Origin of the sequence: Maribacter flavus (genome assembly GCF_008386635.1) — a bacterium.
Classification (GTDB): Bacteria; Bacteroidota; Bacteroidia; order Flavobacteriales; family Flavobacteriaceae; genus Maribacter; species Maribacter flavus.
Genome location: NZ_VUOE01000001.1, coordinates 1,098,145 through 1,124,540, shown reverse-complemented (window position 1 = coordinate 1,124,540; position 26,396 = coordinate 1,098,145). Strand labels below are relative to the sequence as shown.

The 26,396-nt window shown below is 44.9% G+C and carries 23 protein-coding genes; 3 read left to right on the top strand and 20 right to left on the bottom strand.

Annotated features, from left to right (window positions below):
* Positions 1–163: 163 nt before the first annotated feature.
* The 6 genes from F0361_RS04900 to F0361_RS04875 are packed head-to-tail and all read right to left on the bottom strand — an operon-like array spanning position 164 to position 6,021.
* On the bottom strand, positions 164–967 hold the full coding sequence (locus F0361_RS04900; protein WP_154917465.1) for a sulfurtransferase: 804 nt from the start codon (positions 965–967) through the stop codon (positions 164–166).
* 38 nt (positions 968–1,005) lie between these two features.
* Positions 1,006–1,359, bottom strand: coding sequence for a hypothetical protein (locus tag F0361_RS04895; protein WP_154917464.1), 354 nt, complete (start codon positions 1,357–1,359; stop codon positions 1,006–1,008).
* Positions 1,360–1,851 carry a DUF6265 family protein gene (locus tag F0361_RS04890; protein ID WP_154917463.1) on the bottom strand — a complete coding sequence of 164 codons (492 nt, stop codon included), beginning with the start codon at positions 1,849–1,851 and terminating at the stop codon, positions 1,360–1,362.
* A gap of 52 nt (positions 1,852–1,903) precedes the next feature.
* Positions 1,904–2,287: an SMU1112c/YaeR family gloxylase I-like metalloprotein gene (gene gloA2 / locus F0361_RS04885; RefSeq protein WP_154917462.1), complete on the bottom strand. Its 384-nt coding sequence runs from the start codon at positions 2,285–2,287 to the stop codon at positions 1,904–1,906.
* The gene (locus F0361_RS04880) at positions 2,287–2,859 is read right to left on the bottom strand and encodes a pentapeptide repeat-containing protein (RefSeq protein WP_154917461.1); all 573 of its coding nucleotides are present in this window, start codon (positions 2,857–2,859) and stop codon (positions 2,287–2,289) included. The genes gloA2 and F0361_RS04880 overlap by 1 nt, the downstream gene beginning before the upstream one ends.
* 12 nt (positions 2,860–2,871) lie before the next feature.
* Positions 2,872–6,021, bottom strand: a complete 3,150-nt coding sequence (locus tag F0361_RS04875; RefSeq protein ID WP_154917460.1) for a WD40/YVTN/BNR-like repeat-containing protein — start codon at positions 6,019–6,021, stop codon at positions 2,872–2,874.
* Between the two features lie 589 nt (positions 6,022–6,610).
* Here F0361_RS04875 and F0361_RS04870 point away from each other — a divergent pair.
* Positions 6,611–6,865 (top strand): hypothetical protein, encoded by a 255-nt coding sequence (locus F0361_RS04870; RefSeq protein WP_154917459.1) that lies wholly within the window; start codon positions 6,611–6,613, stop codon positions 6,863–6,865.
* Between the two features lie 71 nt (positions 6,866–6,936).
* On the top strand, positions 6,937–7,656 hold the full coding sequence (locus F0361_RS04865; protein ID WP_154917458.1) for an SGNH/GDSL hydrolase family protein: 720 nt from the start codon (positions 6,937–6,939) through the stop codon (positions 7,654–7,656).
* 26 nt (positions 7,657–7,682) lie between these two features.
* Here the strand turns inward: F0361_RS04865 and F0361_RS04860 are convergent, their stop codons facing one another.
* From F0361_RS04860 to F0361_RS04820, 9 genes are all read right to left on the bottom strand, one after another.
* A complete protein-coding gene (locus F0361_RS04860; protein WP_154917457.1) occupies positions 7,683–9,236 on the bottom strand; it encodes a M20/M25/M40 family metallo-hydrolase in 1,554 nt (517 codons plus the stop codon).
* Positions 9,237–9,308: 72 nt separating this feature from the next.
* Positions 9,309–10,607 (bottom strand): Zn-dependent hydrolase, encoded by a 1,299-nt coding sequence (locus tag F0361_RS04855; protein ID WP_154917456.1) that lies wholly within the window; start codon positions 10,605–10,607, stop codon positions 9,309–9,311.
* A gap of 2 nt (positions 10,608–10,609) precedes the next feature.
* Positions 10,610–11,578 carry a 2-hydroxyacid dehydrogenase gene (locus F0361_RS04850; protein WP_154917455.1) on the bottom strand — a complete coding sequence of 323 codons (969 nt, stop codon included), beginning with the start codon at positions 11,576–11,578 and terminating at the stop codon, positions 10,610–10,612.
* Positions 11,579–11,652: 74 nt separating this feature from the next.
* A complete protein-coding gene (locus tag F0361_RS04845) occupies positions 11,653–12,147 on the bottom strand; it encodes a VOC family protein (RefSeq protein WP_154917454.1) in 495 nt (164 codons plus the stop codon).
* A gap of 5 nt (positions 12,148–12,152) precedes the next feature.
* Positions 12,153–13,316: a mandelate racemase/muconate lactonizing enzyme family protein gene (locus tag F0361_RS04840; protein ID WP_154917453.1), complete on the bottom strand. Its 1,164-nt coding sequence runs from the start codon at positions 13,314–13,316 to the stop codon at positions 12,153–12,155.
* Positions 13,313–14,203 (bottom strand): sugar phosphate isomerase/epimerase family protein, encoded by an 891-nt coding sequence (locus tag F0361_RS04835; RefSeq protein WP_154917452.1) that lies wholly within the window; start codon positions 14,201–14,203, stop codon positions 13,313–13,315. Before F0361_RS04835 ends, F0361_RS04840 begins: the two co-directional genes overlap by 4 nt.
* Before the next feature lie 24 nt (positions 14,204–14,227).
* Positions 14,228–14,665, bottom strand: coding sequence for a (4Fe-4S)-binding protein (locus tag F0361_RS04830; protein WP_154917451.1), 438 nt, complete (start codon positions 14,663–14,665; stop codon positions 14,228–14,230).
* A gap of 9 nt (positions 14,666–14,674) precedes the next feature.
* On the bottom strand, positions 14,675–14,968 hold the full coding sequence (locus F0361_RS04825) for a GNAT family N-acetyltransferase (protein WP_154917450.1): 294 nt from the start codon (positions 14,966–14,968) through the stop codon (positions 14,675–14,677).
* Between the two features lie 72 nt (positions 14,969–15,040).
* Positions 15,041–16,435: a glycoside hydrolase family 140 protein gene (locus tag F0361_RS04820; RefSeq protein WP_154917449.1), complete on the bottom strand. Its 1,395-nt coding sequence runs from the start codon at positions 16,433–16,435 to the stop codon at positions 15,041–15,043.
* 602 nt (positions 16,436–17,037) lie between these two features.
* Between F0361_RS04820 and F0361_RS04815 the strand changes: the two genes are divergently transcribed.
* Entirely contained in the window at positions 17,038–17,370 is a 333-nt protein-coding gene (locus tag F0361_RS04815; protein ID WP_138257959.1) for a single-stranded DNA-binding protein, read from the top strand.
* A gap of 70 nt (positions 17,371–17,440) precedes the next feature.
* On the opposite strand, the gene F0361_RS04810 is transcribed toward F0361_RS04815, so the two are convergent.
* The 5 genes from F0361_RS04810 to F0361_RS04790 are packed head-to-tail and all read right to left on the bottom strand — an operon-like array spanning position 17,441 to position 26,370.
* Complete coding sequence (locus F0361_RS04810) at positions 17,441–19,054, bottom strand: C45 family peptidase (protein WP_246160806.1); 1,614 nt, start codon at positions 19,052–19,054, stop codon at positions 17,441–17,443.
* A 48-nt stretch (positions 19,055–19,102) separates the two neighbouring features.
* Positions 19,103–19,978, bottom strand: a complete 876-nt coding sequence (locus F0361_RS04805) for a cupin-like domain-containing protein (protein ID WP_154917448.1) — start codon at positions 19,976–19,978, stop codon at positions 19,103–19,105.
* Entirely contained in the window at positions 19,978–21,528 is a 1,551-nt protein-coding gene (locus F0361_RS04800) for a phytoene desaturase family protein (RefSeq protein ID WP_154917447.1), read from the bottom strand. The genes F0361_RS04805 and F0361_RS04800 overlap by 1 nt, the downstream gene beginning before the upstream one ends.
* Positions 21,525–25,208, bottom strand: coding sequence for an MMPL family transporter (locus F0361_RS04795; protein ID WP_154917446.1), 3,684 nt, complete (start codon positions 25,206–25,208; stop codon positions 21,525–21,527). The genes F0361_RS04800 and F0361_RS04795 overlap by 4 nt, the downstream gene beginning before the upstream one ends.
* Entirely contained in the window at positions 25,201–26,370 is a 1,170-nt protein-coding gene (locus tag F0361_RS04790; RefSeq protein WP_154918493.1) for a DUF2062 domain-containing protein, read from the bottom strand. Before F0361_RS04790 ends, F0361_RS04795 begins: the two co-directional genes overlap by 8 nt.
* Between the last annotated feature and the right edge of the window lie 26 nt (positions 26,371–26,396).

Genomic DNA, 26,396 nt, shown 5'->3' with positions numbered 1-26,396 from the left:
TAACAAAGGTGCTTCCGAAAGGAGGCATTTTTTTTGGGTTCCAATGCTATGTTTTCAGCATGGAGCCTATCCAATGAACCTGCAATATACCATGCTATCGTTTTGGAATTTGGAATTTTTGAAAATTGAAATTATGGAGGTTTTTGCTACTTCCTAAAACGTGCTATTTATTGTCAGTTGTTAGTTGGTTCAATTCTGCCCATTCCGTCCAAGAACCGTCATATAGTTTTAGACTTTTTTCATATCCGATAGCACTGGCCAATAAAATGATACTGGCCGTAATTCCGGAGCCACAACTAAAGACCATTTCTTGGGGTTCTTTGAAGATGCTTTGGAACAGGTTTTTGATATCTTCCGCAGACTTGAATTTACCATTTTCAAGTACATCCTCAAAAGGAAGATTCACGGACTTTGGTATACTGCCGCTTTGTAGGTGTTTTCTTGGTTCCGGAGCCGTTCCATTGAACCTGCCGGCCGACCGGGCATCCACAACAACAAATTTTTGTCGGTCGATATTGGCCTTGATCTGATCAAAGGTCACTACCATATCGGTTTGATAATCCGACTTAAAATTTCCCTTTTTTGTTGGCTTTAAATGTTCCGTAACCGTTTCAAAACCATTTTCGATCCAGGCGGGCAGGCCACCGTCCAAAACGCTAATGTTGCTATGTCCCATAAGCTGGAACAACCACCAAACCCGTGGACTGGTATAAATGCCCTTGGTATCGAACACTACAATTTCAGAATCTTGGTCGATGCCCAGGTTTTGACATGCAAGCTCAAATTGTTCCGGTTTGGGAACGGTATTGGGAAAAGGGCTGGAGGCATCCACAAAAGCATGATCCAGGTCCGCGAACCGTGCCTTTGGAATGGTCCGTCCATTGGTTGTTGAACTGGCATCTAGAATGACCAGGTTCGGTTTTTCCATATGCTGATGAAGCCATGTTGCGGATACTAGTGTTTTCATAGATTCGGATTTTTTTGTTTTTGCGGTTTTCGTGACTATTATTCCCGCTTTACGATCATGTAAAAATCATTATCCAAGGGCAGATAGCCCAAGTCATAGACAAAATAGTAGGTGGTTCCTTTTTTGGTGGTATAAAGATTGGTGATGTACTCAAAATCAAAACCCTTATCCATCAGTCGGGTTTTTGTGGTCTTTGTTTTACCGTCCGTAAGTTTGAAACTGTCCAACACCCTGTAATTTTTTCGTAGGCGATTGTTGATGTTCCGTACGAGGTTTTTACTATCCTTGTTGAATTTGTTATTGTATGCGTTTCGGCAGTAATCGTTGCAGAATTTTTTGTCTGCCCTGCCCATGACTTCCGTCCCACATTCCAGACACTTTCTTTTTTCCATCTATTGCCTTTTGTAATTGAACTGCACTTCTTCCTGGGTGCCATCTTCATTCTCTATGACAACGTATAGATTCACTTCCTGATCCGAAATCCTTTCAAGGGTAAACTCGTCAAAATAGACCCTGTTTCCGTCTATTTTGACCAATCTAAAGTCTACCGTTTCTTCTTTTTCTTCCCACCCAAAGAGGTCTCCGTCAAAGTGTTTTAATTGAAATAACAAAGTTCCGTCCAATTCCCGGATGTGCCCTAATTCATAAAAACTTACGGTACCATCCGATACCAATTTAAAGGAAAACATCATGGTGCCTCCCAATGGCGGACTCCAGATTTCTTCCGTAATGCCGCCAAAAGCTTCCCCTTTCCAGTGCCCTGTCATCCATTCTACATGTTTGAGGGTGGCTTCCGGGGATTCCATTCCTTCTTCCCAAGAAAGGGTATTCTGTGCACCTATGGAATGAATAAGAAACAAGGAAATAATCAGGAATAGTCTCATATATGATTCGTTTGCAACAAGGTAAGAATTATCCGTTTACAAATGGATAAAATTATTGTTCGTAAAATTCGATGGGCAAATCGTCCGGATCGGAGATGAAGGTGAATTTTTTTCCGGTGATTTCATCCACCCGGATAGGTTCTACCGCAATATTGTTTTGGTTGCAATGGGTGACCATTTCTTCGATGCTCCCAACTTGAAAGGCCAAATGTCGCAATCCACAAGCTTCCGGTCTGGAAATGCGTTTTGGAGGTTGGGGGAAGGAGAAAACTTCTAGGATATAATGACCGTTTAGGGCTAAATCCAGTTTATAGGAATCCCGCTCGGTTCGGTAGGTTTCATTTAAAATGGTCAGTCCCAGAAATTGGGTATAAAATTCCTTGGATTTTTCATAATCGGAACAAATAATGGCAATATGATGGACCTTTGAAAGCATTAGGAAACTACCTTTATTTTGTATTTGGCCAATAATCCGGGCAGATTTTCCATGGAAAACGTACAGTTGGACAGAACGTTCCTTTCCGGATCTATATTCATATTGGTTGAAGTGCTTACATCCGCTTGGGAGAGGTTGGTGTTTTGAAATAGGGCATTTTCAAGGTTACATCGAACGAATTGGGACTGCGTTAAGTTACAATCCGTAAAATCGGCCCCAATAAGTTTCGAGTCTACCATGCGAAGCCCTTTCAGCGTTAGGCCATAAAAGGAGCTATAATTCAAGGTGCAGTCCAAAAAACTGAAGTCAATGAACAGGGCGTTGCATGTCTCAAACTTTAACCCCATCATCTTGCAATGTTCAAAGCGGACTTCCTTAAAAATGGTATTGACCACGTTGGCGTTGCTCAAGTTGCATTCCAAAAAGGTACATTCCATAAAGTGTTGGTTGTCCAAAAAGCCATCGGAAAAATCGCAACCTTCAAAACGGCAGTTTTCATATTCCGCCCTCTTTAAACGGGTTTTGGTGAAATCCTGCGCTTTGAAGGTTCGGTCGCAGATAAAATCGGCCATATATTTCTATCCTTATTCTTCCATAATAATAGCTGGAAGCTCCAGAGAACGGTACGTTTGATTGTACTCCGCCATTTCCTGTTGAATGATGGTTTGTTGCTCTTGTTTGAGTCCGTTCCAAAGCTGCAACAGATCCCTATACCGTTCCTTGGCCCCTTGGGTAACCTTGGGTTCGGCCACGTCTATATAGCCTTTTAAGGTTAGAAGTTGCGCATTTAGTTGGTTCTTAAAGTTGATGACATCCTGAAATGTTTTTTGTTTGGGTTGTATCAATTTTTCTTCCCATTGGGTAATCCTTTTCATAATGGAATCCCCCTGTTTTAGTAACTCCGAAGCACTATTGGTATCCTTTAACAACTTCTTATAATTTTCCAATTGTGCCTTGGCAGACCGCATTGCATTGACGGCTTCGTGTATCTCCGCGACCGTTTTATCAATGGTGTTCAACATTTCCTGTTGCTCTGCATAGTCGGCCGGAGTTGCCTTTATGTTGGGGTTTGCCAAGATAGTGACTTCCGTTTCGGAAGTGGTTCCGGGCATGGAAAGACGCAGTGTATAGGTTCCCGGGGCCACGGTCGAGCCTTGGTCGCCTCCCAGAACGAATACCTTGTCCACGGCCACAATGGGGTCCTTTCTAAAATTCCATGTAAAGCGGTTATAGCCTTTTTTGGATGGCAAAACTTCCGGTTTTGAAGGACCTCCCGGCCACGATTTAAAATCCTTTGGTTTTTGGTTGGTTAGGGTGCGGATGACCTTGCCCTTGTACAACACCTCCAATTTAAGTTCAGTGGAATCCAGTTTTTCTTCCAGATAGTAATCGAAAGTCACGCCACTTTTTGGGTTGGAGCCTTCCCCTGGCCCTGGATTTTCAGTATAGCCTCCAAAAAATAAATACGTGTCCTTGGGTTGAAAAACGGTTACTGCCTGCTTTTCGGTCTTAATATTTTGTAAGGCCGATAGGTCGTCCAGAATCCAAAAGGCCCTTCCGGCCGTAGCGGCTACTAGGTCATTGTCATGGATAATGAGGTCGTTAATGGGCACTATAGGCAAATTCAATTGCAGAGGCTGCCAATGGGCACCATCGTTTAGGGAAATGAAAAGACCGGTTTCGGTGCCAGCGTACAAAAGCCCCTTTTGTTTGGGGTCTTCCCGAACGACCCTCGTAAAGGTATGCTCTCCCGTGATGCCGTTTACGATTTTGGTCCAAGTAGTACCGTAATCAGATGTTTTAAATATATAGGAATTCAAGTCCATGGACTTATAGCGCATGACCACTACGTATGCGGTTGCCGGGTCATGGGGAGAAACCTCAATGCTGTTCACAATACCATCGGGGATTCCTGATGGGGTTACGTTTTGCCAGTTTTGGCCACCGTCGCGAGTTACATGCAAGAGTCCGTCATCACTACCTGCCCAAAGTACACCTTCCTCATGCGGGGATTCTACCAAATAGGTTAGGGTATTGTAATTCTCGCCCCCCGCGGCCTCATTGGTAAAGGGGGTTCCGCCTGGGCCATGCTTGTCGGTTTCGTTTTTGGTCAGGTCCGGACTGATGGCAGTCCAACTGATACCATCATCGGTCGATTTAAAAACGACGTTCCCTGCATGGTAAATAGTCTGTCTGTTATGGGGCGATGTAATGATGGGTGCATTCCAGTTATACCGATATTTCGCATCCTTGGGCGCAATGCTCAGACCCAGTTCCGGATATTGTTTGATGGGTTTGGATTCCTTGGTCGCGGCGTCCCACTTGTCGATATTACCCTGATAGGTGCCGCCATAAATAATTTTAGGGTCATCCGGGTCAAAGGCCAAGAAGGCACTTTCACCACCTGCCACAGCATACCAGTCCTTCCAATCGATACCTGAATCGTTGGTCCTGGAGGCAATGGCCACAGTTGTGTTGTCCTGTTGTCCGCCATACACATTATAAGGCACCAAATTATCCGTAATCACCCTATAAAATTGGGCGGTTGTCTGGTTTTCCTGGGTACTCCAACTTTTTCCACCGTTGTTGGAGATGTTCGCGCCACCGTCATTGGAATTGACCATTATTTGGTTGTTATGGGGGTGGATCCAAAGATGATGGTTGTCCCCATGTGGGGTAGGAACGGGGGTAAAGGTCTTGCCTCCATCGATGGATTTTGTCACCGGAGCATTAAGGACGTACACTACGTTCTCATTCTGGGGATCTGCAAAAATTTCCATGTAGTACCAGGCCCTGGCAATATTGATACGGTCCTTGTTGACCTGGGTCCATTTTTTACCGGCATTATCGGAACGGTAGACCCCGCCTTTTTCGCCTTCTGCCTCAATAACGGCAAAAACCTTTTCTGGATTGGCCCTGGAAACGGATATTCCAATTTTACCCATTTCCTCTGGAAGTCCTTCTTTCAATTGTTTCCATGTTGAGCCGCCATCAGTAGACTTATAGATGCCAGAATTTTTCCCACCGGATTCCATTACCCAGGGATAGCGTCTGTGCTCCCACATGGCGGCATACAGAATCAAGGGATTTTTCATGTCCATGGATAGGGAAGAGGCTCCGGTGGTGTTATCCACAAAGAGGACGTTTTCCCAAGTAGTACCCCCATCGGTGGAACGATAGATACCTCGTTGCGCACTGGGGCCGTATTGCGCCCCCTGGGCTGCTACAAAAACAATATCAGGATTGCTTGGGTGAATGATCACATCCGAAATATGTCGGGTTTCATCCAAGCCCACATGGGTCCAGGTCTTTCCGGCATCGTTAGATTTGTAGACCCCATCGCCCATGGAGGTCATCACCCCCCGGGCCGCATGTTCGCCCATACCTGCAAATACGATGTTCGGGTTGCTTTCCGCCACGGCAATGGCCCCTACGGTACCTGTTTTTAGGAAGCCGTCCGAAATATTCTTCCACGTAAGTCCGTCATCCGTAGTTTTATAAATTCCACCGCCCACGGTACCCATATAATAGGTCATGGGTTCACCGATGACCCCGGTAGAGGCGACACTTCTACCGCCTCTTGATGGACCAATGTTTCGCCACTTTAGACTTGTGAACATGGAGTCCTCGACTTTTATGTAATCTGGCTGGCTCCTGTTTTTTCTACGCTGGGCTTCAAGGGTTGTTGGTACGATAAAAAGTAGTGCGATAAGACAGCTTAGTTTTTGTATCATGGTTTCGGATGGTTTTAGGACTATGAAGATAATGAATTGGGGTTTATTTTCCGTTTTAAAGTGGGAATCCTGGCAAACACCTAAAATATCTTACTCAGACCCTCCCCGTTTTGCCGAAGCAAAACACCCCTCCCTACTCAGGGAGTGGAGCTTTTTTGGTATTAGGCATAATCCCACTCAACTATAAAAAAGGCAAATCCAAAACCTAAAGATGAATGTGTGGTTCCCTTTCCAGAAGAATACATCGAGAAAGCTCGGGATGGAACCTGTTCCTTGAAACGGAACGGCCGAGTTTCGAGATGGGTTTTACGAAGTAAAAATTCCTACTGGAAAGTCTTTTTTCTTTTGCTTCGTTTTCTTTGAAGAACCAAAGAAAATGAAGGTGGAAACTACAGCCCTAATCCCGACCCTCCCCGTTTTGCTGAGGCAAAACACCCCTCCCTACTCAGGGAGCAGAGCTTTTTTTTGGTGTTAAAAAAGACGGGGTAACGTAAAATGGTTCTTGGGGAAAACCGGTCTATTTTGGGATACGTAGTAAATCCGGGCGTCCTTGGACTTGGCAAAAGGAAATCGCCCAAATAGTATTCCGATGCAATCGGAAACGGCCTGGGCGATGCGGGCCAAGGACTTGCTGGATTTCAAGTATCCCAAAATCAGCCTAGCCTTTTTGGATACTTTTTCGGCGATGGAAAAAGTATCGGTAAGAAACTTCGACCCACCCCGTTCCGCTGTCGCGGAACACCCCTCCCTAACCAGGGAGGGGAGCTTTTTTAAGGAAGCCCCTCCTTTAGTGAGAAATTCGACTTCTGTAGGGTGTCTCGGTACGAATATTATTTATAGATAATTATATGAAACGGTCTTACATCCAGATACTAATCGGCATATCGTACCTTTGCCCGATTGAGTTTTTGCTAAATGGGATATCTAAAGGAATTAAAATCGGGATTCATAAAGTTTTGGAGGGATATAGGGTTTAAGGTGCCATCCGATGATGTTTTGGACGAAATATCTGAAAATATCTTACCGGACGGCGAAGACCCTTCCGACTTCTGGCGCAACCAGATAAACCGACTCAAGCGAAGGGCCCGAAGCCTTGAAAACACAGAAAACTTAATTGCCTTTTATGGAAGTTCCTCTATAAGGCTGTGGGTGCATATGAAGGAAGATCTAGCGCCCCTGAATGTGTTGAACCTGGGTTTTGGTGGTTCCAACTATGCTTGGTGTGCCCATTATTTTGATGAGGTATTCGGCCCTTTACATCCTAGCAAAATTGTTCTATATGCCGGGGAGAACGATTTGGGCGAAGGAAAATCCCCCGAAACAGTTTTGGCCGACTGCAAGAGGTTGGTGCAAAAAATCAAGGAAAAGGATGCGAACATAGCTTTGGCGATTATCAGCATAAAACCAACGATTGCAAGGCAGGAGATGCTTCCGGATATTTTGGAAACCAATCGGTTATTGGAAAAGTATGTGGTCCATGAACTACAGGCCCAATTCATTGATGTCTTTAACCCTATGATATCCAAAGACCACAAACCTCGGCCCGAACTGTATATGGCGGATGGGCTACATTTAAACAAAGCGGGTTATGAAATTTGGAGCCGTACCATACGAGGGGCACTACTACCTTCATAGGTGCATTTTCCCGATAAGCACGAATTTTAATCCATACCACCCTTTCTGGTAGGACTTCGTTGGCTGGGCCATTCCCTTTGTTCCCCGGTTCTGGGATCGATACCCAATACCGCTTTTTCCCTAGATGTTTTTTCTGGGTCCTCACAGGCCATATAGGTTAGGATGGCCGTAAGGATGGCGTTGTTCCGAACGTCGTCAAAGACAATTTTGTCATAGGTATCCAGATTGGTATGCCACGTATAGTTCCAATAGGCCCAACTTAGGGAGCTCAACGAAAAGGCCGGTGCCCCTGCCGCCACAAAAGAGGCATAATCTGAACCGCCGCCTCCAGGTGTACCGGGAAATGTAGTTTCAATTTCGTTTTTATAGGCATCCGGAACCGCTTCTAACCATCGGCCTAGGTAATCATAGGCATGCAGAAAGCCCTGCCCTGAAATACGCACCACCCTTCCCGTACCATTATCCTGGTTGAACAGTGCCTGAAGTCCTTCCACAATTTTTGGGTTATCCTCCACAAAGGCCCTGGACCCGTTTAACCCCTGCTCTTCGCTTCCCCAATGACCGATCAATATGGTCCTTTTGGGATTGGGGTATAACTTTTTAAGTATCCGTGCGGCTTCCATCATCGTGATGGTCCCTGTGCCATTGTCGGTTGCACCTGTAGCCCCGTCCCAAGAATCGAAATGGGCGGATAAGATTACGTATTCATCGGGGAGTTCCGTTCCTGGAATGGTGGCAATGGTGTTGAAGGTAGGTACTTCACCAAGTTCCTTGGATTCCGCCATAATCTTGATCTGAGGCTTGGCGCCGTGCTCCACCATACGGTATAGCATCCCATAACCCTCCAAGGAAATGTCCACTACGGGAATTTTGTCGGTTCCGGCACTAAAAATTTTGTTCGCCCCAAATCCACGCGACCATCGGGATTGTGCTATTGCAACGGCACCTGCCGCTTCCAATGCTTTGTTGATGGTCCTACTGGAATATCCGGTATTTTTCATGTTCTCGTCCCAGGCTTTTTCCATCGCTTCCCGCTCTTCCTTCATTTTTTTGAAGGAAGCCTCGGTAGCGAATTCTTCCCAATTGTCATCCGGTCTTCCGGTGGGCTGCATCATGCTGACCATAACAATTTTTCCCTTTACATTGGGAAGCCATTGGGCAAACGCCAAGGAATCCTGTATTGTTGGGAGGGCAATAAGCTCGGCCGTAACTCCCTTTTTACCCGCACTTGGGCTCCAAGCCAATTGGGTAGCATGCAAGGAGGCCACCCTGGGATGTACTATATCAACATGGGTAATGCCCCGTTGCCATCCTTTCCAGGTGCCCCATTGCTGGTTTTCCGCATCGATGCCCCAGCTTTTATAGGTGTTTACCGCCCAATCGTGCGCAGATTTCATTTCTGGCGTACCCACCAACCTTGGGCCATTGAGGTCCATCAATTGATAGGCCAGTTCCTCTAATTGGGAATTTTCGGTACCCTCTTTTTCTATGGCCGCCACCATTTCTTCAACGGTTTGGGCATAAGAATTTAGGAAGAATCCAACAATGAACAGGATGGAAAATAGTAGTTGTTTTTGCATTTTCTGTAGCTATTAGTGATATGCTTTCAAGGTAGGGATAAAACCCCGAAAATGATATGTAAAGTATCCCAATTAATCCAATTTTTTATCCAACTCCAATAAGGATTTTAAGAGCACATTGGCCCCATTGGCCATATCCTTTGCAGAAGTAAATTCTTTTGGCGAGTGGCTAATGCCGCCCTTGCTGGGAACAAAGATCATTCCCGTAGGGGCAAGGATGGCCATATCCTGGGCATCGTGTCCCGCTCCGCTGGGCATATATCTATAGGTCAACCCCAAGGATTTGGCATTTTCGGCAATGATTTTTTGTACTTCCGAATTCATAATGGCAGGGTCCGCAGTGGTATCCAAGGGACGGAATTCCACCGTGACATTTGAGGAAGCTGCAATTTCTTCCGTTTTGGTTTTAATGGCCTGATACACCTTTTGGATCACATTCGATGAGAGATCTCGTATTTCCAAACTGGCGGTTACCTTTCCAGGAATTACATTTGGGGCACCGGGCTCCGCTTTGATTCTCCCTACAGTACCCACTTGGGCCCCGTCAAAGCTGTTGGTGATTTCGTTTACGGCAACGATGAATTTTGCCGCTGCTAATAGCGCATCCTGTCTGGCATCCATGGGCGTGGTGCCTGCATGGTTGGCAAAACCTGTAAATACGACATCCCACCATTTAAGTCCTACAATACCCTCTACCACCCCAATTTCCAAATTTTCTTTTTCAAGGATGCCTCCCTGTTCAATGTGAAACTCCAAAAATGCGGCCAAATCACCCTCTTTTCGCACAACCTCCGCAAGTCGGGTAGTGTCCCCGCCCAAACGCATGATGCCTTCTCCCATGGTGTAGCCCGTGGAATTTTTAACACCTAGTGCACTCTTGCCCAAATGTCCGGCAATCGCCCGACTACCCATAACGCCACCTTCCTCGTTCGAGAAAATGATGACCTGAAGCGGGTGTTTTGTTTTTACATTGTTCTCGTTCAAGGTCTGAATGACCTCCAAAGCAGCCATGGAGCCCACGCATCCGTCATAATTGCCCCCATTGGGGACCCGGTCAATATGGGACCCAAAGACTATGGGTTTCATGTTCTTCTTGGAACCCGACCTGGTCGCCACTATGTTACCCGCAAAATCGGTATGCGCTTCCAATCCCATTTTCGTCAATTCGTCCAAGACCCACTGGTGCGCCTCCAAATCGGCATCACTAAAAGCGACCCGCTCCGTTTCGCCATTTTCCTGAAGTCCGAATTTTGCCAAATCGAAAATCCGCTGTTCCAATCGGTCTTGATTCACAAGAATTTGGGAGTTCGCTGAAATACAAGACAATAGGAACAATAAGAAAAGTAGGGTTGGTTTGGATTGATACTTCATTTTTATCGGTTTGAATCTTTTAATTCCTTCAAGTTATAGATGCAATTGTTGGCGGGCATTTCGTCCCGAAGGATTGCCAGGGTATTTTGTACCGTGAACAAGCACATAAAATCATAGGTCGTTTTGGTGAGGCTACCCACGTGCGCCGTAATGTAGGTATTGGGCAGTTTTAATAAAGGGTCGTTCGTTTTTGGCGGTTCTTCGGATAGTACATCGGCGGCAAAACCTCCCAATCGGTTTGCATAGAGTGCTTCGGTCAGCGCCGTTTGGTCAATGATCTTGCCCCGGGCGGTATTGATGATTAGGGCCGATGGTTTCATTTTAGATAGCGCTTGGGCATCGATGAGGTTTTCCGTTTCCTTTGTAAGGGGTAGGTGCAGACTTATGCAATCCGAAGTTTTCAAGACTTCATCCAAATCCCTATAAGGGTAGGGGACTTCTTCCTGTTTTGAGCTCCAATAAATGACTTCCATACCTAGGGCATCGGCAATTTTGGCAACTTTTTTACCGATGTTGCCCATCCCCAAAATGCCCAAGGTCTTCCCGTGCAGTTCGTCGCCCACATAACCGCCACGATCTTGCCATCGGTCTTCCTTCACCATGGTAATGGCATTGTAAAGGTTCCTTTGCAGTACCAATAACAGGGAAATAGTGTGTTCCGCAATGGTATTGGCGTTGGAATTGGGCGCATTTACGACCTTGATGTCCCTTTCGGTCGCTGCCGACACATCGATGTTGTCCAAGCCTACACCACATCTGGAAATGACTTCCAATTTGGGAAGGGATGCTATTAATGATGACCGTACCTGACCTTTTCCACGGGTGATAATGGCATGAATTTCGCTCTCGGAAAGATGCCTTTCCAAGGAAGCGGCGTCAAAACCGGTTAGGATGTTCATATCCTCGGCCGATTCCAAAAGCTCCATGGCTTCGTCGGCTATGGTTTCCAATAAAAGGATATTTTTGGGCATTTAGTAGTTTTGATGTTGCAGACCTGTCAGGTTTTGGAAACCTGACAGGTCTAAGCTTGTTTAGTGAATGCACATTACTTGTTGTGGTACAGGGTGGCATCCTTGGTCTTGTATCCCCTAAAATCGTTTCTTCCGGACACATATATACCCTCTTGATATAGTTCGTCCTCAAAAATCTTGGGGTCGATTTTATCCTTATCGTCCGGGTCCGAGGATATTTCCACCAAGTTTCCCGATGGATCCCGCACGAACATCTGGATAGCACCATCGGGCAGTTGGCGCACCTTTCCCCAAGGTTGGATGTCAATGACTCCCAGTTCCTTCATCCGAAAGAAAACCGCGTTGATATCGTCTACGGTAACGCACAAATGTCCTCGAAAGGAGTAGCTATCTTCCCATTCGGTCAGGTGTAGCTGTTGCTCCTCATTGAACTTGAAAAAGGCCGTTGGGTAGTCGAACAAAAATGCGGGAATGGGTTCCAGGCCCAGTTCATGCTCATAAAATTCACAAGCTTCCTCCAAATTGCTCACCACCAAGGCTACATGATTGATTTTTACTGCTTTTGCCATGGTTCTTATTGTTTAAATTCTTTTACAAAATCCCAATTGGGCGTCAGGCCCAAACCGGGTCTGTCCGGAGCGGCGATCATGCCGTTTTGGTCCACACTAATATGTTCTTTCACCAGGTCGTACATCATGGGGTTTCCACCCAAGGAAAATTCAATGACATTAGCCGAAGGCGAGGCAAAGGCCACCGATAGTCCGGCCATAAAGGAAAAGGCAGATCCCCAACAATGCGGTGCCAGTTCCAACTGATAGGTATGGGCCAATTGCGATACACGCATGGCCTCCGTGATACCGCCGATAATGGCACAATCGGGCTGGATGACATCCAAGGCCCGTTCCGCGATCATATCCCTGATGTCAAAGGCCGTATATTCGCTTTCCCCGGCAGCGATGGGAATATGGGTCTGGGAACGCACTTCGGCGGTCCCGATTTTATTATCGGGATTGATGGGCTCCTCGAACCAATACAAGTTGCAATCGGCCACACCACGACAGAACTGTTTGGCCTCCGGCACGCTGAAGGTGCCGTGGGCATCCGTCATCAACTTGATAGCATCGCCCAAGGCTTCACGTGCGGCCTTTACGCGATCCACGCTCGCTTTTACTGTCTCGTCCATGATGCCCACACGCATTTTCACCCCCGAAAAACCTTTGGCGGTGTACCCTTTCAATTGCTCCCCAATGGCATCCATTTTGGCCCATCCACCGCTGGCGTAGGCTTCCATTTTCTCTCGGCAACTACCGCCCAACAGATCCACCACCGGAGCGTTGAGGGCCTTTCCCTTGATATCCCAAAGGGCGGTATCGATACCGCTAAGGGCGGAAATGGTAAGTCCCCGTCGGCCTAAAATAGGAAACTTACGACCTCGGGACAAGGAATAGTGGTCACGAGTTCCGTTATAGACCATCTCCCAGATTCGAGAAATATTTCGGGCATCCTGCCCCACTAGTTGGGGTTTTAGTTCGTTCTCGATACAACTAACAATACTCGCACAGGATCCCGAGGATCCCACCGCGGCCTTGGCCTCCCCAAAACCTTGTAGACCGGTATCCGTGGTGACTACCACCAGTGTCATATCAAAATTGGTCAGCAGTCCGTAATCGCTAAAATGTTGCTTTTCCTTGGGGATGGGACAACGCAACCAGAAAGCCTCAATATTCGCTATTTTCATTTATTGATCAGTTTGGTCAATGTTTCCATGGATTTTTTCGTCAGCATGGTATAGAATTCATCCGTAACGGCGGAACTGCCATGATCTTCCAAAAATTTCTTCTGTTCAGCGGTCAAGCCTTCCGGGTCAGTATCGATGGAATTGGGGAAGGGATTGGCCGGGGTCCTATCCAAGGGGGCGCAGAACTCAACCGAGAGTACCTGGTCATAATTGATCTCGTTCAGCGTGCGTATGATTCGTGCCCAGTCCAAATGGCCCATGCCGGGCGCCATGCGGTTATTGTCCGCCACATGGAAGTTTACCAAGCGGTCGCCCACTTTTTTCATCGTTTCGAACATGTCCACCTCCTCAATGTTCATGTGAAAGGTGTCCAAGCACACCCCGCAATTGGGTCCTACGGCCTCTGCAAGGGCCAATGCCTGTCCGCCCCGATTGATAAAATAGGTTTCAAATCGGTTGATAGGTTCTATGCCTATTTTGAGCCCTAAATCCTCTGTATAGGCATAGATTTCCTTCACGCCTTTAACGGCCCATTCCCATTCCTGTTCCGGGGTGGCATCCGGGATAATTTTACCGACCGTTGCAGGAACCAGCGAGATCACGGAACCACCAAGGTCATATACCATTTTGGCTACATCCTTCACATACTGCACTGACATTTTTCGCTGCGCGGGGTCCTTCGCCAATAAGTTTCGCTCTTCCAACATTAAGGTGACGGAACCCCAGCATTGTATGCCATGGTCGTCCATGACAGGTTTTATTTTTTTGGCATCATAGTTTTCCGGGGTGCCCTGGATTTCCAGACGGGTATATCCCAGCTTGGCAATACGGCCCAAGGTATGTTCTAGGGATTCTGCCCGCATCCAGTTATGTATGGCTAATTCCATAGGGTTGCTTTGTTTTTATCTTGGTTATCCGATGAATTGTATTTTTCGATGTGATCCATCGCAAAAGGGTTTGTTTTCCGAAGCACCACATCTACAAAAGCCCGTGGTTCCTTCTTTTTGTACCGTTTCTCCGGAAGCCAATTGTATCTGCAAATTACCCGACACGCGTAGGGGACCGTTGGCAAGTACGGCAATCGCCGTTTTTTGTCCTTCTTCGGCTTTTTCTGATGCTGCTTTTGAATTCCCGTTCATGTAAAAGGTCAATGCTCCAGATGGACATGCCTCGATTTGCGATTTCAAAGCCTCTGTGCTGGCATTTTCCGGGGTAATCCAAGGTTTTCCGTTGGGGTCATATACCTGTGGCAGGGTTTTTACACAGACCTCTGAGTGAATGCATTTCTTTGGTTTCCACACCACGGTCAGTTCACCGTTGGTGTATTCCTTTACGATTTCTTTATCCATAAAATTCGATTATTCAATGTTGATGCCTTTCATGACCAATTTTTTCCATTCAGGATGTTTTTTTAAGTACATCGCTACGAAGGGGCACAGGGGAACAAGGGTCAGATTCTGTCGTTCTAAATCTTCCAATACTTTTAAGACGAGCGATGAACCGATGCCCTTGCCTTCCAAGGCCGTTGGTACTTCCGTATGGGTGAGGTAGATTTTATCCTTTGCCTTGATGTACTCCACAAAGGCCGTGGAGCCTTCCACAGATACCTCGTATCTTTTTTTGTCCGGATTATCGGTCACGTTTAAAACCATAGGGAGTTCGTATTTTGAAGCTTTTAAGATAGGAAAAATTACGGAGTTGCTACTATTATTTCAAGGTTCCATTTACCTGGCTACTCCCGGCTTGGAAAACCCGGTTGGGGTCGCGTCCAGCACCAACACCCAATCATGGCCTTTACCGGAGGTGGGCGCGTTAATGATTACGTGGTCCGATTTCAACACTTCATCGCCCAAAAAGCTATTCCCCGTTCTGGGGTCATACCACCAAGCTGTCAATTTGTTGGAAGTCAATGCGGTCACATCCAAATCAACTTTTCCGCCAGTAGGCATATATACCATGGCGTAGCTACCATTTTGATCTCGCGTGGCAATCTTGTAATCATTGTTCTCCGCTTGTTCACCATGAATTATACCTTGGTCGGGTATACGGGTTAGGTAGGGTCTGGACAGCATTAAATTTTTAAGATACTTTACCTGATTGGCCATGGGCATGTCCAAAGCGGCGGTCCATGGGCGCAAGGGTCCGTTTATAGGTTCCTTGTCCGGAGTGTACATCTGCCAAACGGCATGGCAACCGTAAGTCTGACCCAATGCCCCTGCAAAAACGTTCCAATACATAATTCTTCTGATATCTTCCGCTGAACTGTAGCCAAGCTCCTTTGCATTGAAGCAATTAGGATGATCTTCATAGAGGGGTTCTCCATCCAAAACGGGTTTTATGGGATTAAGGGCATAATCGTGTTGGATGTGCTTGTATGTACCTTTGTTTGCACAATGTCCGGTTTGATGCATATTGAAATCCAACCATTTTTGATCGTGAAACCAAGTGGAGGAACCTCCGTTTTGGGTCGGTTGTGGATGATAGGTCATTAAGGTTCGGTCATAGCCACCGGCACCTTTGACGATGCCTTCGGCCATTTGGTTCCAAATAAGTACGTCATCACTTTCGTTCCTAGGGTTTCTATCTCCCCCGATGACCCAAATGATATTCTCGAAATCCTTGTATCGGTTTCCCATCCATTCACCAAATGAGTAGGCGTTTTTCGGATGGAAGATTTCCGGACCAACACCCCACTCCTTGGTGTTGACCTTATCACCCCAAGTGGGAAGCAAGGCTATATAAAGTCCTAAGGAATCCGCCATTTGGATGATACGGTCCACATGCTGAAAATAAGCCTCGTTTGGAGATGTTGGGTCGTTGTTATTCAAGGGTGTTTCTCCATACGGGTTAGGGTCGTTCAACCCATCCAGTTCTGCCAGCACCACCGCTTGTATGACATTGAATCCCTGTTCCGCTCTTTTTGATAGGTACAGGGCAGCCTGTTTTTCATCGCATCGATGAAAAAGTTCCCAGGCCGTATCCGCCAGCCAAAAGAAAGGTTCGTTTTCTTGGGTCACCAAATACCGCCCGTTGGAGCTCACTTGCAACCGTTGTGAAAACAGACCCTGCAAGCTGAAAAGAATCCAAAGTGAACAAATAAAAGTAAAGGCTGATTTCATATGGAAGTTCTTGTTGTATTATATAGTGTTTGAAATATGAATGATTTTATTTATTTGGTCAAGGCATTTTAATATATAGTATCCTAATAAATTTAAAGTTTTTTGAATAACAGTAAAATGAATATTTTTATTGAAGTGTCAAAAGGGCGTAAAATACTAGAGACAATACTTGGGATATTTTTCACCATATTAAGTATTGCAATTGGAGTTTTCCTTCTTCCCGATTTATTACCCATATTAGGGCGAACTCCGTATTTAATTCTTGAACCAGATTCAGGGGTAAGACATGAGTTATCAATAGATTGGTTCTGGCAATCCATTGGTTGGGTTATTGCCTATTTCTGCTTTAGAGGGGGCAGGTCCTTTTTAAGAGATGCTCGGAAACCGTAAAACGCAAGTAAATAAATCAATTTAAGTAATATTAAAAATTAAATGCAATATATTGTAAATCAATCAAATAAAAGTTTACAAACGACTGTAAACGATAACAAACGAAAATAAGTGTTTTAAAACCGAGTACCGATTTGGAGTGGTTATAAGTTTGTCCCGTCGAACAAAAGCAATTCGATAGTATTAACTGTTTAACGCTAAAAATTAAAATTATGAACGCACTTAAAAACAAAGTACAGTTGATTGGAAACTTGGGTCAGGACCCAGAAATCGTAACCATGGAGAATGGTACCAAATTGGCCAAATTTTCATTGGCTACCACCGAGAGCTACAAAAATGCAAAGGGCGAGAAAGTAGATGACACCCAATGGCATAACATAGTAGCTTGGGGCAAGACTGCGGAAATCGTAGAAAATTATTTGACGAAAGGAAAGCAAGTGGCCGTAGAAGGTAAACTGACCCATCGCTCTTATGAGACTAAGGAAGGTGACAAGCGTTATATTACGGAAATCCGTTGCAATGAACTCTTGATGTTGGGAAAATAAATTAAATCAAAGTTTTGATAAGCCCCGGTGCCCTTTATGGATATCGGGGTTATTTTTTAGGAGTTCCTAGTCATCGTAGTTTACGAAGATACTTCTCCACATTTTCCCGATCTGGAACAGTAGTAATTTCCAATTCCAAGGCCTTTTCAAAATAGCCTTTGGCTACCAAATCGTAGCCCTTGTTGTAATTATACAATCCTGCCAGATAATAGCCTTCCCAGAAATAAGGGTTTAGTTGCACCAATTTTTTCAATTTGGTTTGCTCCACATGGGCTTCATTGGAAATAGCATCCTCTATTTCATCTCTCAAAATTCTATATCGTTCGTAATTCAGGTAAGCTTCGCTTTGTAAAAAGGGATCTTTGGAAATATTGCGTTCCGTTTCGGCTATAGGAGCATCGGCAAATGCGGAAAGATTAAACACCTCGTTTAGGTCATAGGCCACAAATTCGCCCAATTGATACGGATTGCTAGAGACCCAGACCATGAGGTCCTCCGGTTTAAAAACGATACCATGATGTGCCAGCAATTGGTTCAATGCCTTTTCATTTCCGTACCCTATTTTTTCCTCGTCCAAGCCCTCTTTGTTCCGCAATATGGAAACCACATCTTGCGGGCCAATTTTGGGCGTTTCCTTCAAAAGTTCTTCCATCCGTTCATAACGGTATTGGGAATGGCTTTCCAAAATATGTTTCTGATTTTTTTTATCATTTGCATAGGCAGCACTTTGGAAGTGGTTGGCACAGATCAACTGATCGGAATTTTCCACTTCATAGACCCCGAAATTCTTGGGAGAGACCTCAATGATAGCCGCTTTTTTGTCTTTGGCGCTTCCCACGAATATGGATTCCGAAACAAAGACTTCACGTTTCTTGGCAATTTCTATGGCCTCATCGATGGTGGAGGCATATTGTAAAATTTCACGGGTTACCAATGAAACAGGAGTTTTGGCAATTAGGGGAAATTGGGACTTTCCGGCATTGATGGTGACGGTCAACCCTTGATCGTTCATCCCGGATACCACACCGATCATGCCACCCCAGGTAACCGACATGAATTTGTAACCATGATCAGGCTCTACAAATGCAATGATTTTATTCTTAGCAAAGGCATCCCCGGCGTAGAAGTCGAAATTCCTGCCGATCAATAATTTACCATCCTCAGTGCTATCTCCCCAAGCCGCAAAGGAGGAGCAGCCCACTAAGGCCAAATCCTGTAGGGCATGACCAATATCATGGGCACCGTGAAAATACATGACCCGTTGGTACGGTTTTGCTATGTAATCGTAATTGGGGGAGGCATACTGGGAGACCCCATAAAGTTCCGCCTTAAATTGCGAATCAATATTGAGGTACATTTTACGGTTAAACCAGGCCAAAAACTTACGGAGTAGATTTTGATAGCCCTTGGAGGGTACCAGTTCATCTATCTTATTTACAAAAATGTCCTCCTGTTCATTGAACAATTCTTGTGTGAGGCTGCCCGTTTTTAGCCCCAGTTCCAAGGGATTTCCACTAACCTTAAGTTCCCATAGACCTTGACGGTTCTTACGCAGGAAATTATGGGCAATGGTAAAGGTGGAATTGTTTATTTTTTTACGTGCCGGAATTTCAGTTTGATACATGGAGACATCGGGCTTCTCCTGTAAGGATTTGGAAACCCCACAGGATACGCATAGTGCCATGCACATCGGTATCCAAAAAACTCGCAGTAATGGCCTGTAATTTCCCAATTATGAAAGGTTCACTAGGTTTTTATGTGTCTTTTTTATGGCAATCCGATCTTTGTAATCCAACCATTTTTGTCCCCAATGCTTTCGGGTAAAGTTGTCAAAATTGCGCATTACCAATACATTATAGAGCATGTTCGCGAATCTTTTGGGGTTTCGGGGAAGCGCTCGGAGCGTCATGGAGAAGCCGCCATCCAGATATTTTATGTAGTGCCAATAGCCACTGGGCATAAAAAGGGCATCGCCATGTTCCATGTTGGCGGTAATTCCTTCGGCATATTGCAGGGCAGGATATTTTTCAAAATCCGGATTGTCCATGTCGATGGATTCCAGGTTATGGATGGAATACGGCACTCGATACAGGTATTTGGTCTGTTCCGGTGAAAATAGGGTCACATGCTTATGACCGTCAAAGTGAAAATGCATACTATCCGGTAGGTCGATATCATAGTGCATGAATACCTTGGACTCCCCACCACCGAAAAACAAGGCGGGTAGTTTTTTAAAAAACTTTAGGCCAATGTCCGGGTACTCAAAATCGTTTGTTAGTTCGGGCATTTTTTTTAGGATTTCATAAAAGAAAATCCGAAGGTCCGTAGGCTTGGTTTTAAGTATTTCAATATACTCCGCCAATTTCATTTCCTCCACGGGCGCGTATACACTTTGTTTGTCCTTGGCCGGTTCGTTGTTGTACAAAGGCACGATTTGGTCGCCCGCCTTTCCTTGAATATAATCCAAGGACCATTTTTCATAGGCGGGCCAATCTTTGGTCAGGCCCTTCAATAACACGGGTTTCTGGGGCTTGTAATAATTTCGGATAAAATCTTCCTTCGAAATAGTTTCCAATACTGTAATTGGAGTTGTTTTAAATGTGCCCATTAGACGGTCATTTTTTCGTTGGCCTTTTTCGCAAGTGTATCGGTAATCTTGTTGATCAAATAGGAGCCTCCCAAAATCTCGGAGCAGGTAACCACACCACTGATAGTGACACCTAGAATGCCATGCATGTTCAGGCTTTGCCCCGTTAAATATAGGTTTTCGATTTTGGTCCGGGGCGAAATAAAGGATTTTAAAGGGTCGTTAACGTCCTTTACGTAACCGTACATGGATCCTTGATGATTCCCTATATAGTCCCTATAAGATAGTGGGGTGGAAGCATATACGGACCGGATACACTCCCTGATATTAGGAAATTTTTTCTCCAGTTCCTTCAGAAACACGGCTGTTTTGTGCTTTTTAAATTCCTCATAACTTTTTCCGCGGTCACGTGAATGGGCTACCGTATTAAAGGTGTTTTCCCATTCTTTTACCTCCTCATACCGCATGTAGGTAATGGCTGTAAGTTGCTCTGCCCATGCATCCTGATTTTTACGTACCCCCATGGAAACCATGTAGGTTTCCGGCCAGGTTTCCTGGGTATACTTGTGGGCGTCCCAGACCTTTCTATAATCCTTAAAATGGTAATAGTTTTTGTTGAGGTATTTAAAAGTTTTCGGTTTCAATACAATATGAATGCTAAAGGCAGATATTATACTCTCCATATTCTGGATGCGGTGATTATAGGATTTTCTAAAGTGCTCCTCCCCGATCATCCGTAGGGTATGCTTTGGTTCTATGTTGGAAATGAAGATATTGCCGTACACTTTTTTGCCGTTCTTTAGGGTAACCGATTCCAATTTCTTGCCCGTACAGGTTATATCCGTTACCTCACTGTGCTTGTAGGCCTCCCCGCCGTTTTCCTTAAGCTTTCTGATCAATAATTTGGTAATCTGGCTACCCCCATCGGCACATCTGTAGGCACTTTCAATATAAGAATTGATGGATAGGGCGTGTACATACAATGGAGTTTTGTCAGGGTCGCCGGCGTACAACAAATTGGAACCTGCCAAAACCGCACGCAGCTTTTCGTTTTGGGTAATACTGGCAATGTATTCCTTCGCGGTTTGTTGAAAAAGCTCCGGGTCGTTTCCATAGGGCTTTCCTTCCTCCAAATTGTAAAGCGGAAACTTGTAGCATATTTCCCTAAGTTTTTTGCAATAGCTCTCAATAGCCTTTCTTTCCTGCGGAAATTGTTTTGCCAGTTGGTCTATGAAGTTTTCATAGCCTTGGGCATGCGGGTAGGCAATTTCATCGTTGTCAAATGTGATGATGTCAAACCCGTCCCTGTTCATTTTTCTCAGATGCAGACCATCCAGAATACCCAAATAGTCGAAGTAGCGATGTAGGTTTTGCCCTGGTGCCAATCCGCCAATATAATGGACCCCGGTATCGAATATGGTACGGTCCCGAACAAAGGTCTGCAGATTGCCCCCAAATTGGTTGTTCTTTTCCAGCACACAAACAGTAAGTCCCTCACGGGCCATGATATTGGCGGCCACGAGTCCGCCCATACCACTACCAATGATGACGACATCGTACTGTTTCTTCAATGTGATGGATTTTTGTTGAGTACAATAAAATTATCATTTTGCGCTTTAACCAGAAAATCTGAGGGTAAAACTTCGGCATACTTCAACTGTTTGCCCTGTTTCAATAGAAATATGGTCTCAAATTTCGCAAATAAAGATTCTGAAAAGGAGTATGTATCCAAATTGAATAGTAGAATTTCCGCCTCGTTTGCTAATGCATCCTCTGGAGTATCGTACAGGTTTATTTTACTATAATTATTGTAAAGAAAATTCTGTTTCAAGGCTGTTGAAGCCTCCTTGTTTTCTATAAATGAGTGAAGTTTACGTTCTGAAGAATCTATGGATAAGAGTAGGTCCAACTGTCCATTGTCCTTGGAAAGATGTACGATTTTTCCTTTGGATGAAATTGACCTTAGCAAATCATGATAGACTACAGCATTTTGTTGTAAATCGGTTTTTACCCGATTAAACAGCGCCTTCCCTTTAAAGCGAGAATGCTCCAACAGGGTTTTTCTCCAATAATCCTTGGTTTCTACATGCGTACGCATGTTTTGAAATTCGTTCCTAAAATAAACACCTATCTTTTTTGCCTGTTGGGTATAATTCTCCCCGTATTTTTTGTCCCCATGTACAATTCGCGGTAGGATTTTCACCGTGATACCGCCGTCCCTAATCACAAAACTGCCTTTTGGAAGTACTTCGGAATTCCCATGTATCAAAATGGGGATGATGTCCAATTTGAATTTTTCGGCCAAGTAAAATGCTCCTTTATGAAACCTGTTTATTTTGTTGGATGTGGAACGTGTACCTTCCGGGAAAGCGATGATGGAAAATCCTTGCTGGAGTTTTTCGGCCACATATTCCTCCCCGTTTTCCACACCGCCAGAGACTGGATAGGCTCCTGCCAACTTTGCTGCCTTTCCAAAAATGGGAGAGTTGTAGACCCAATCGTTTACTAGGAAGATAATCTTGGGATGCAGCATCCCAATACACAAAATATCCAAAAATGAGGTATGGTTGGCGATGAGCATTGCCGGTTTTTCAAAAGTTTCCTTAGTAGGATTCAACACCTGCTTTTTGACAAAAGGGTTGGTGTATAAGACCGATTTCATCAACTTGGAAACCGACTTATGAAAACCTAGGTTCTCTTTTTTAGGTTGGGTTGGGTTCAACAAAGTCACTACCCATGCATATAGGGAAAATAGGAGTCCGCCCAGGCCAAAATAGGCAAAGGAAAGAACGGAATGCACAAAATAGCGCAGTGAAATAGGCCGCTTATTTTTAGTGCCGATAAACAGTTGGAACAATAGCGGTTGAATGGTGAACGCCACAAAAGCCGCAGAAAAAATCCCGATCAAGGATACCCTGGATATGGAAAACAGCGCGGGATGTTTGGCAAAAACCATTACCCCTACACTGGCAATGGTCGTAATGACCGAAAGTATGATCGAAGTTTTATGCGTCGGGAGGGTTTTAATGCCTGTTCGGTGCTCCATGAGCAATCCGTTGGTAATGAAGATACTATAATCCACTCCCAGCCCAAAGATAAAACTGCAGATGATGATATTGAAAATATTGAATTCGATATCCAAAATCCCCATAATCCCCACGGTCAAAAACCATGTTAAAAAAATGGGTATACCAGTGACCAGGGTAAGCGAAAGGCTTCTGTAAAATAGGGCCAGAATAATGACAACCGCGAGTAGGGACAGCCAGAGCAGACGATTAAAGTCTTCCTTTAAAGTTCCCAGGAAGGATTCGTTGACCTCTTTTCGGTTGATCAAAAGCGTATTTTCATGATTGGCAAAGTAGGTTTTGATGCCAGGGTATTGATCTTCGTTCAATTTGAGGAGCGAAGTGGCTGTTGTTCCTGTGCTGTCGGTTACAAGATAGTCATCGACACTGAGTGCCGGAAATTCCTTGAACGAGGATACGGACATGGGTTTGAAATCACCCTGGAGCCAATCGTAAAAATGTCGAAAGGTACCTTCCTTAAAGCCGAAAGCATCGGCGCTATTATTTAAGTGTTTCTTTAAGGAATCGTTTCTGGGTCGCGACCAGAATTCCTGCCATTGCCTTATTTTATCGGTTTGGGTCTTTTCGGATTTAACAAGGCTCGACACAGAGGTAAAATTGACAAGTCTTCCTTCGTTTTTCAGTCTTAGTAGGTCGGTATAAATGACATCGTTCCGTTGCAAAACCTTTTCCTGTTCAGTTCCGAAGGTGGATAGGTAGACCGATTTTGATTCCAGATCTGTTAATGACTCCAATTTTTTCCGCGCAGCGGTCAACACTTCGGATTCATAATTGAGTTTGGCGATATCCTGGTCAAAACCCACGCGGCTGTAGAAAAAAATACTCAGTATACTCCCCAAGAGTACAGTACCAATGGCCCATTTATTTTTATGGAATTCAAAAGCCGCCATTTTTTCCAATATGTTGGAATCCTTGGGCCGATGTCCCTCAAAAGCATATACCTGTGGGATGAACAACAACGAAAAAACAGCCGATCCCACTACACTGACCGATGCAAAAAGTCCCAAATCCTGTAGCGCTTGGGATTCCAAAAACAATAGGCATAGAAAGGCCGAAGCCGTCGTAAGGCTGCTCATTAAAATGGAGGGAGCCACCTCCCGGTACATCGTTTGCAGTTCTTCGCCTTTGCGAATGTGGGTCAAAATATGCAGGGCATAGTCTAGGGTAACCCCCAGTAATATCGCCCCGATTCCCAAAGAGACCGCCGAAAGGAACTCCCGTGAAATCGCCAATAGGGCCATCGCCAAAAGCGCCCCAAAAAGTGTTGGGGCAAAAAGTATGAAGGGCAGGGCGAGGCGTCTGTAAAACAAGATCAATAGTACAAGAAGAACGACCATGGCGATGCTCACCGTAAATAGGATGTCGTTCTTGACTTGCTGGGCATTGGCCACCGCAACCAAGGCCGCGCCAAAAAACGAAGCATCCACTTTACCGGCGTATGATACGTTCAAGCTATTTTGAATGTCATACAGGCCTTCGGCCAAGGGTTTGTTTTCCACCGTGGCGCTGGAAGGATGTGTAGGCGTGATGAACAATAGGATATTGGTCTCCTCCTTGTTCAACAAAAAACCATCGCGGATGATAAAATCCTCGGCAATACCTATTTTTTGAAGTTTTTTGAGTGCAATGAAGGAAAGTCCAAGCGGGTCCTTGAGAATATTCTTTTTGGCAATGATTCCCGATGGGGAGACCAACGTGCGATAGTTTTGGGCCATTTGCACGTCAATACTTTCATTTGAAAGTTTTTGTTCGATGCTACCATAATCCGGTTTGTCCAAAAAAACGGGAAGATTGTTGTACACCAGATCCAACGTGTTCAGTACCTGTGCATCAGCGACATTTCCTTGAACGTTCTTGACATAATCTGAATACCCATTTTGAAGGCTGTCCAGGAATTCTGATGCATACTTGGTAAGTTCTTCCACGGACCCTGCTTCCTTTTTTTCAATATTTACAATGATTTTGTCCGTAAAGGCAATGGACTTCAATACTTTTTGGATGCGCCTAGACTCCGGGTTGGAAGGTATTAGGGCCGTGATGTCATCCTTAAAATTGACTCTGGTAGTACAAACTATAAGTCCTGCAATGATAAGAAGTAGCAGAAAAACACTTACTGTCCTGTTTTTTCGTATTCGCTGGTATGCAGTAAAAAAGAAATCACCCATTGTTGACGGCCATTTTCCGCTTTCCAAAAAATGTAAGGGTAAGATAGCCTATTCCCCCAAAAAGTACCGCACCTAAAATGGCCAATACCAAACTTCCCAGAAGATAGGCCTTGAGGTGTATCAAGAAGTCGAAATTCTCATTGATGGAATCCATTGAAAGTGTAAAGGATTCCCCTAAAAAGCAACTACCGGTCTGCAGGCTTGCAAGTATTATGAAGGGTATAAAAGGAGGAAGGCTAACATTGGAAAAAGCAAAGGCAATGGGTTTGTTCAATTTCAATAAGAAGGATAAAAAAAGCACCAAAAGTGTATGGAGCCCCCAAAACGGACTAAGGCCAATAAACACCCCCAAGGCAATTGATCCCGCTTTCTTCGCAGGGGAATCGTTACTTCCCAGCACATCGTTCAAAAGGAATTTCTTGACTCCCTTTTTTTTTATCTTTCTAAAAAAATCCCGCGGTTTTATATAGAATATGGTGACCAGCACGAACCATGTATTGAGGATGCTGATCCGAGTAAAATCCGGGACCGTCCTAAAATGGGAGACCCGGTCCACGTCGTCATATAAAATTTTGACGGGGACGTTTTTAACCAAGGTGCCTTTCCAAGAGGCTTTTACAATGACCTCGATCTCAAATTCGAACTTGGGGGTATAAAGCGATAGTTTTTCGATCTCTTTAAGTGGATAAAGACGATAGCCGCATTGCGTATCCCGAAGCCAAGTACCAGTCTCAAACCAAAACCAAAAATTGGAAAATTTGTTGCCAAAACTACTTTTTCCGGGAACATCGGCCTGGGCCATGTTTCTAGCACCAATATATAGGACGTTTTTTGTGGTCTCTGTCTCCAAGGCATCCAGAAACACGGGAATGTCCTCCGCAAAATGTTGCCCATCGGAATCCATGGTAATGGCATATTGGTAGCCTTTTTTTAAAGCCTCTTTAAAGCCGGTTTTAAGGGCCTTGCCCTTACCTTGGTTTTTTTCCAAATGAAACACGTCAATTTCATGGAACTCTGCCAAGATTTGGGGAGTACCATCTGTGGCCCCATCATTTACCACTAAGATATTGGAAGTGTACCGCAATACATCCTTCAGTACCCGGGCCAAGGTTTTTTCATTGTTGTACGTAGGTATAAGGACACAGCATCGCCATTGCTGCATTCTTTCCTGTATGGGCTTTTGGTTTG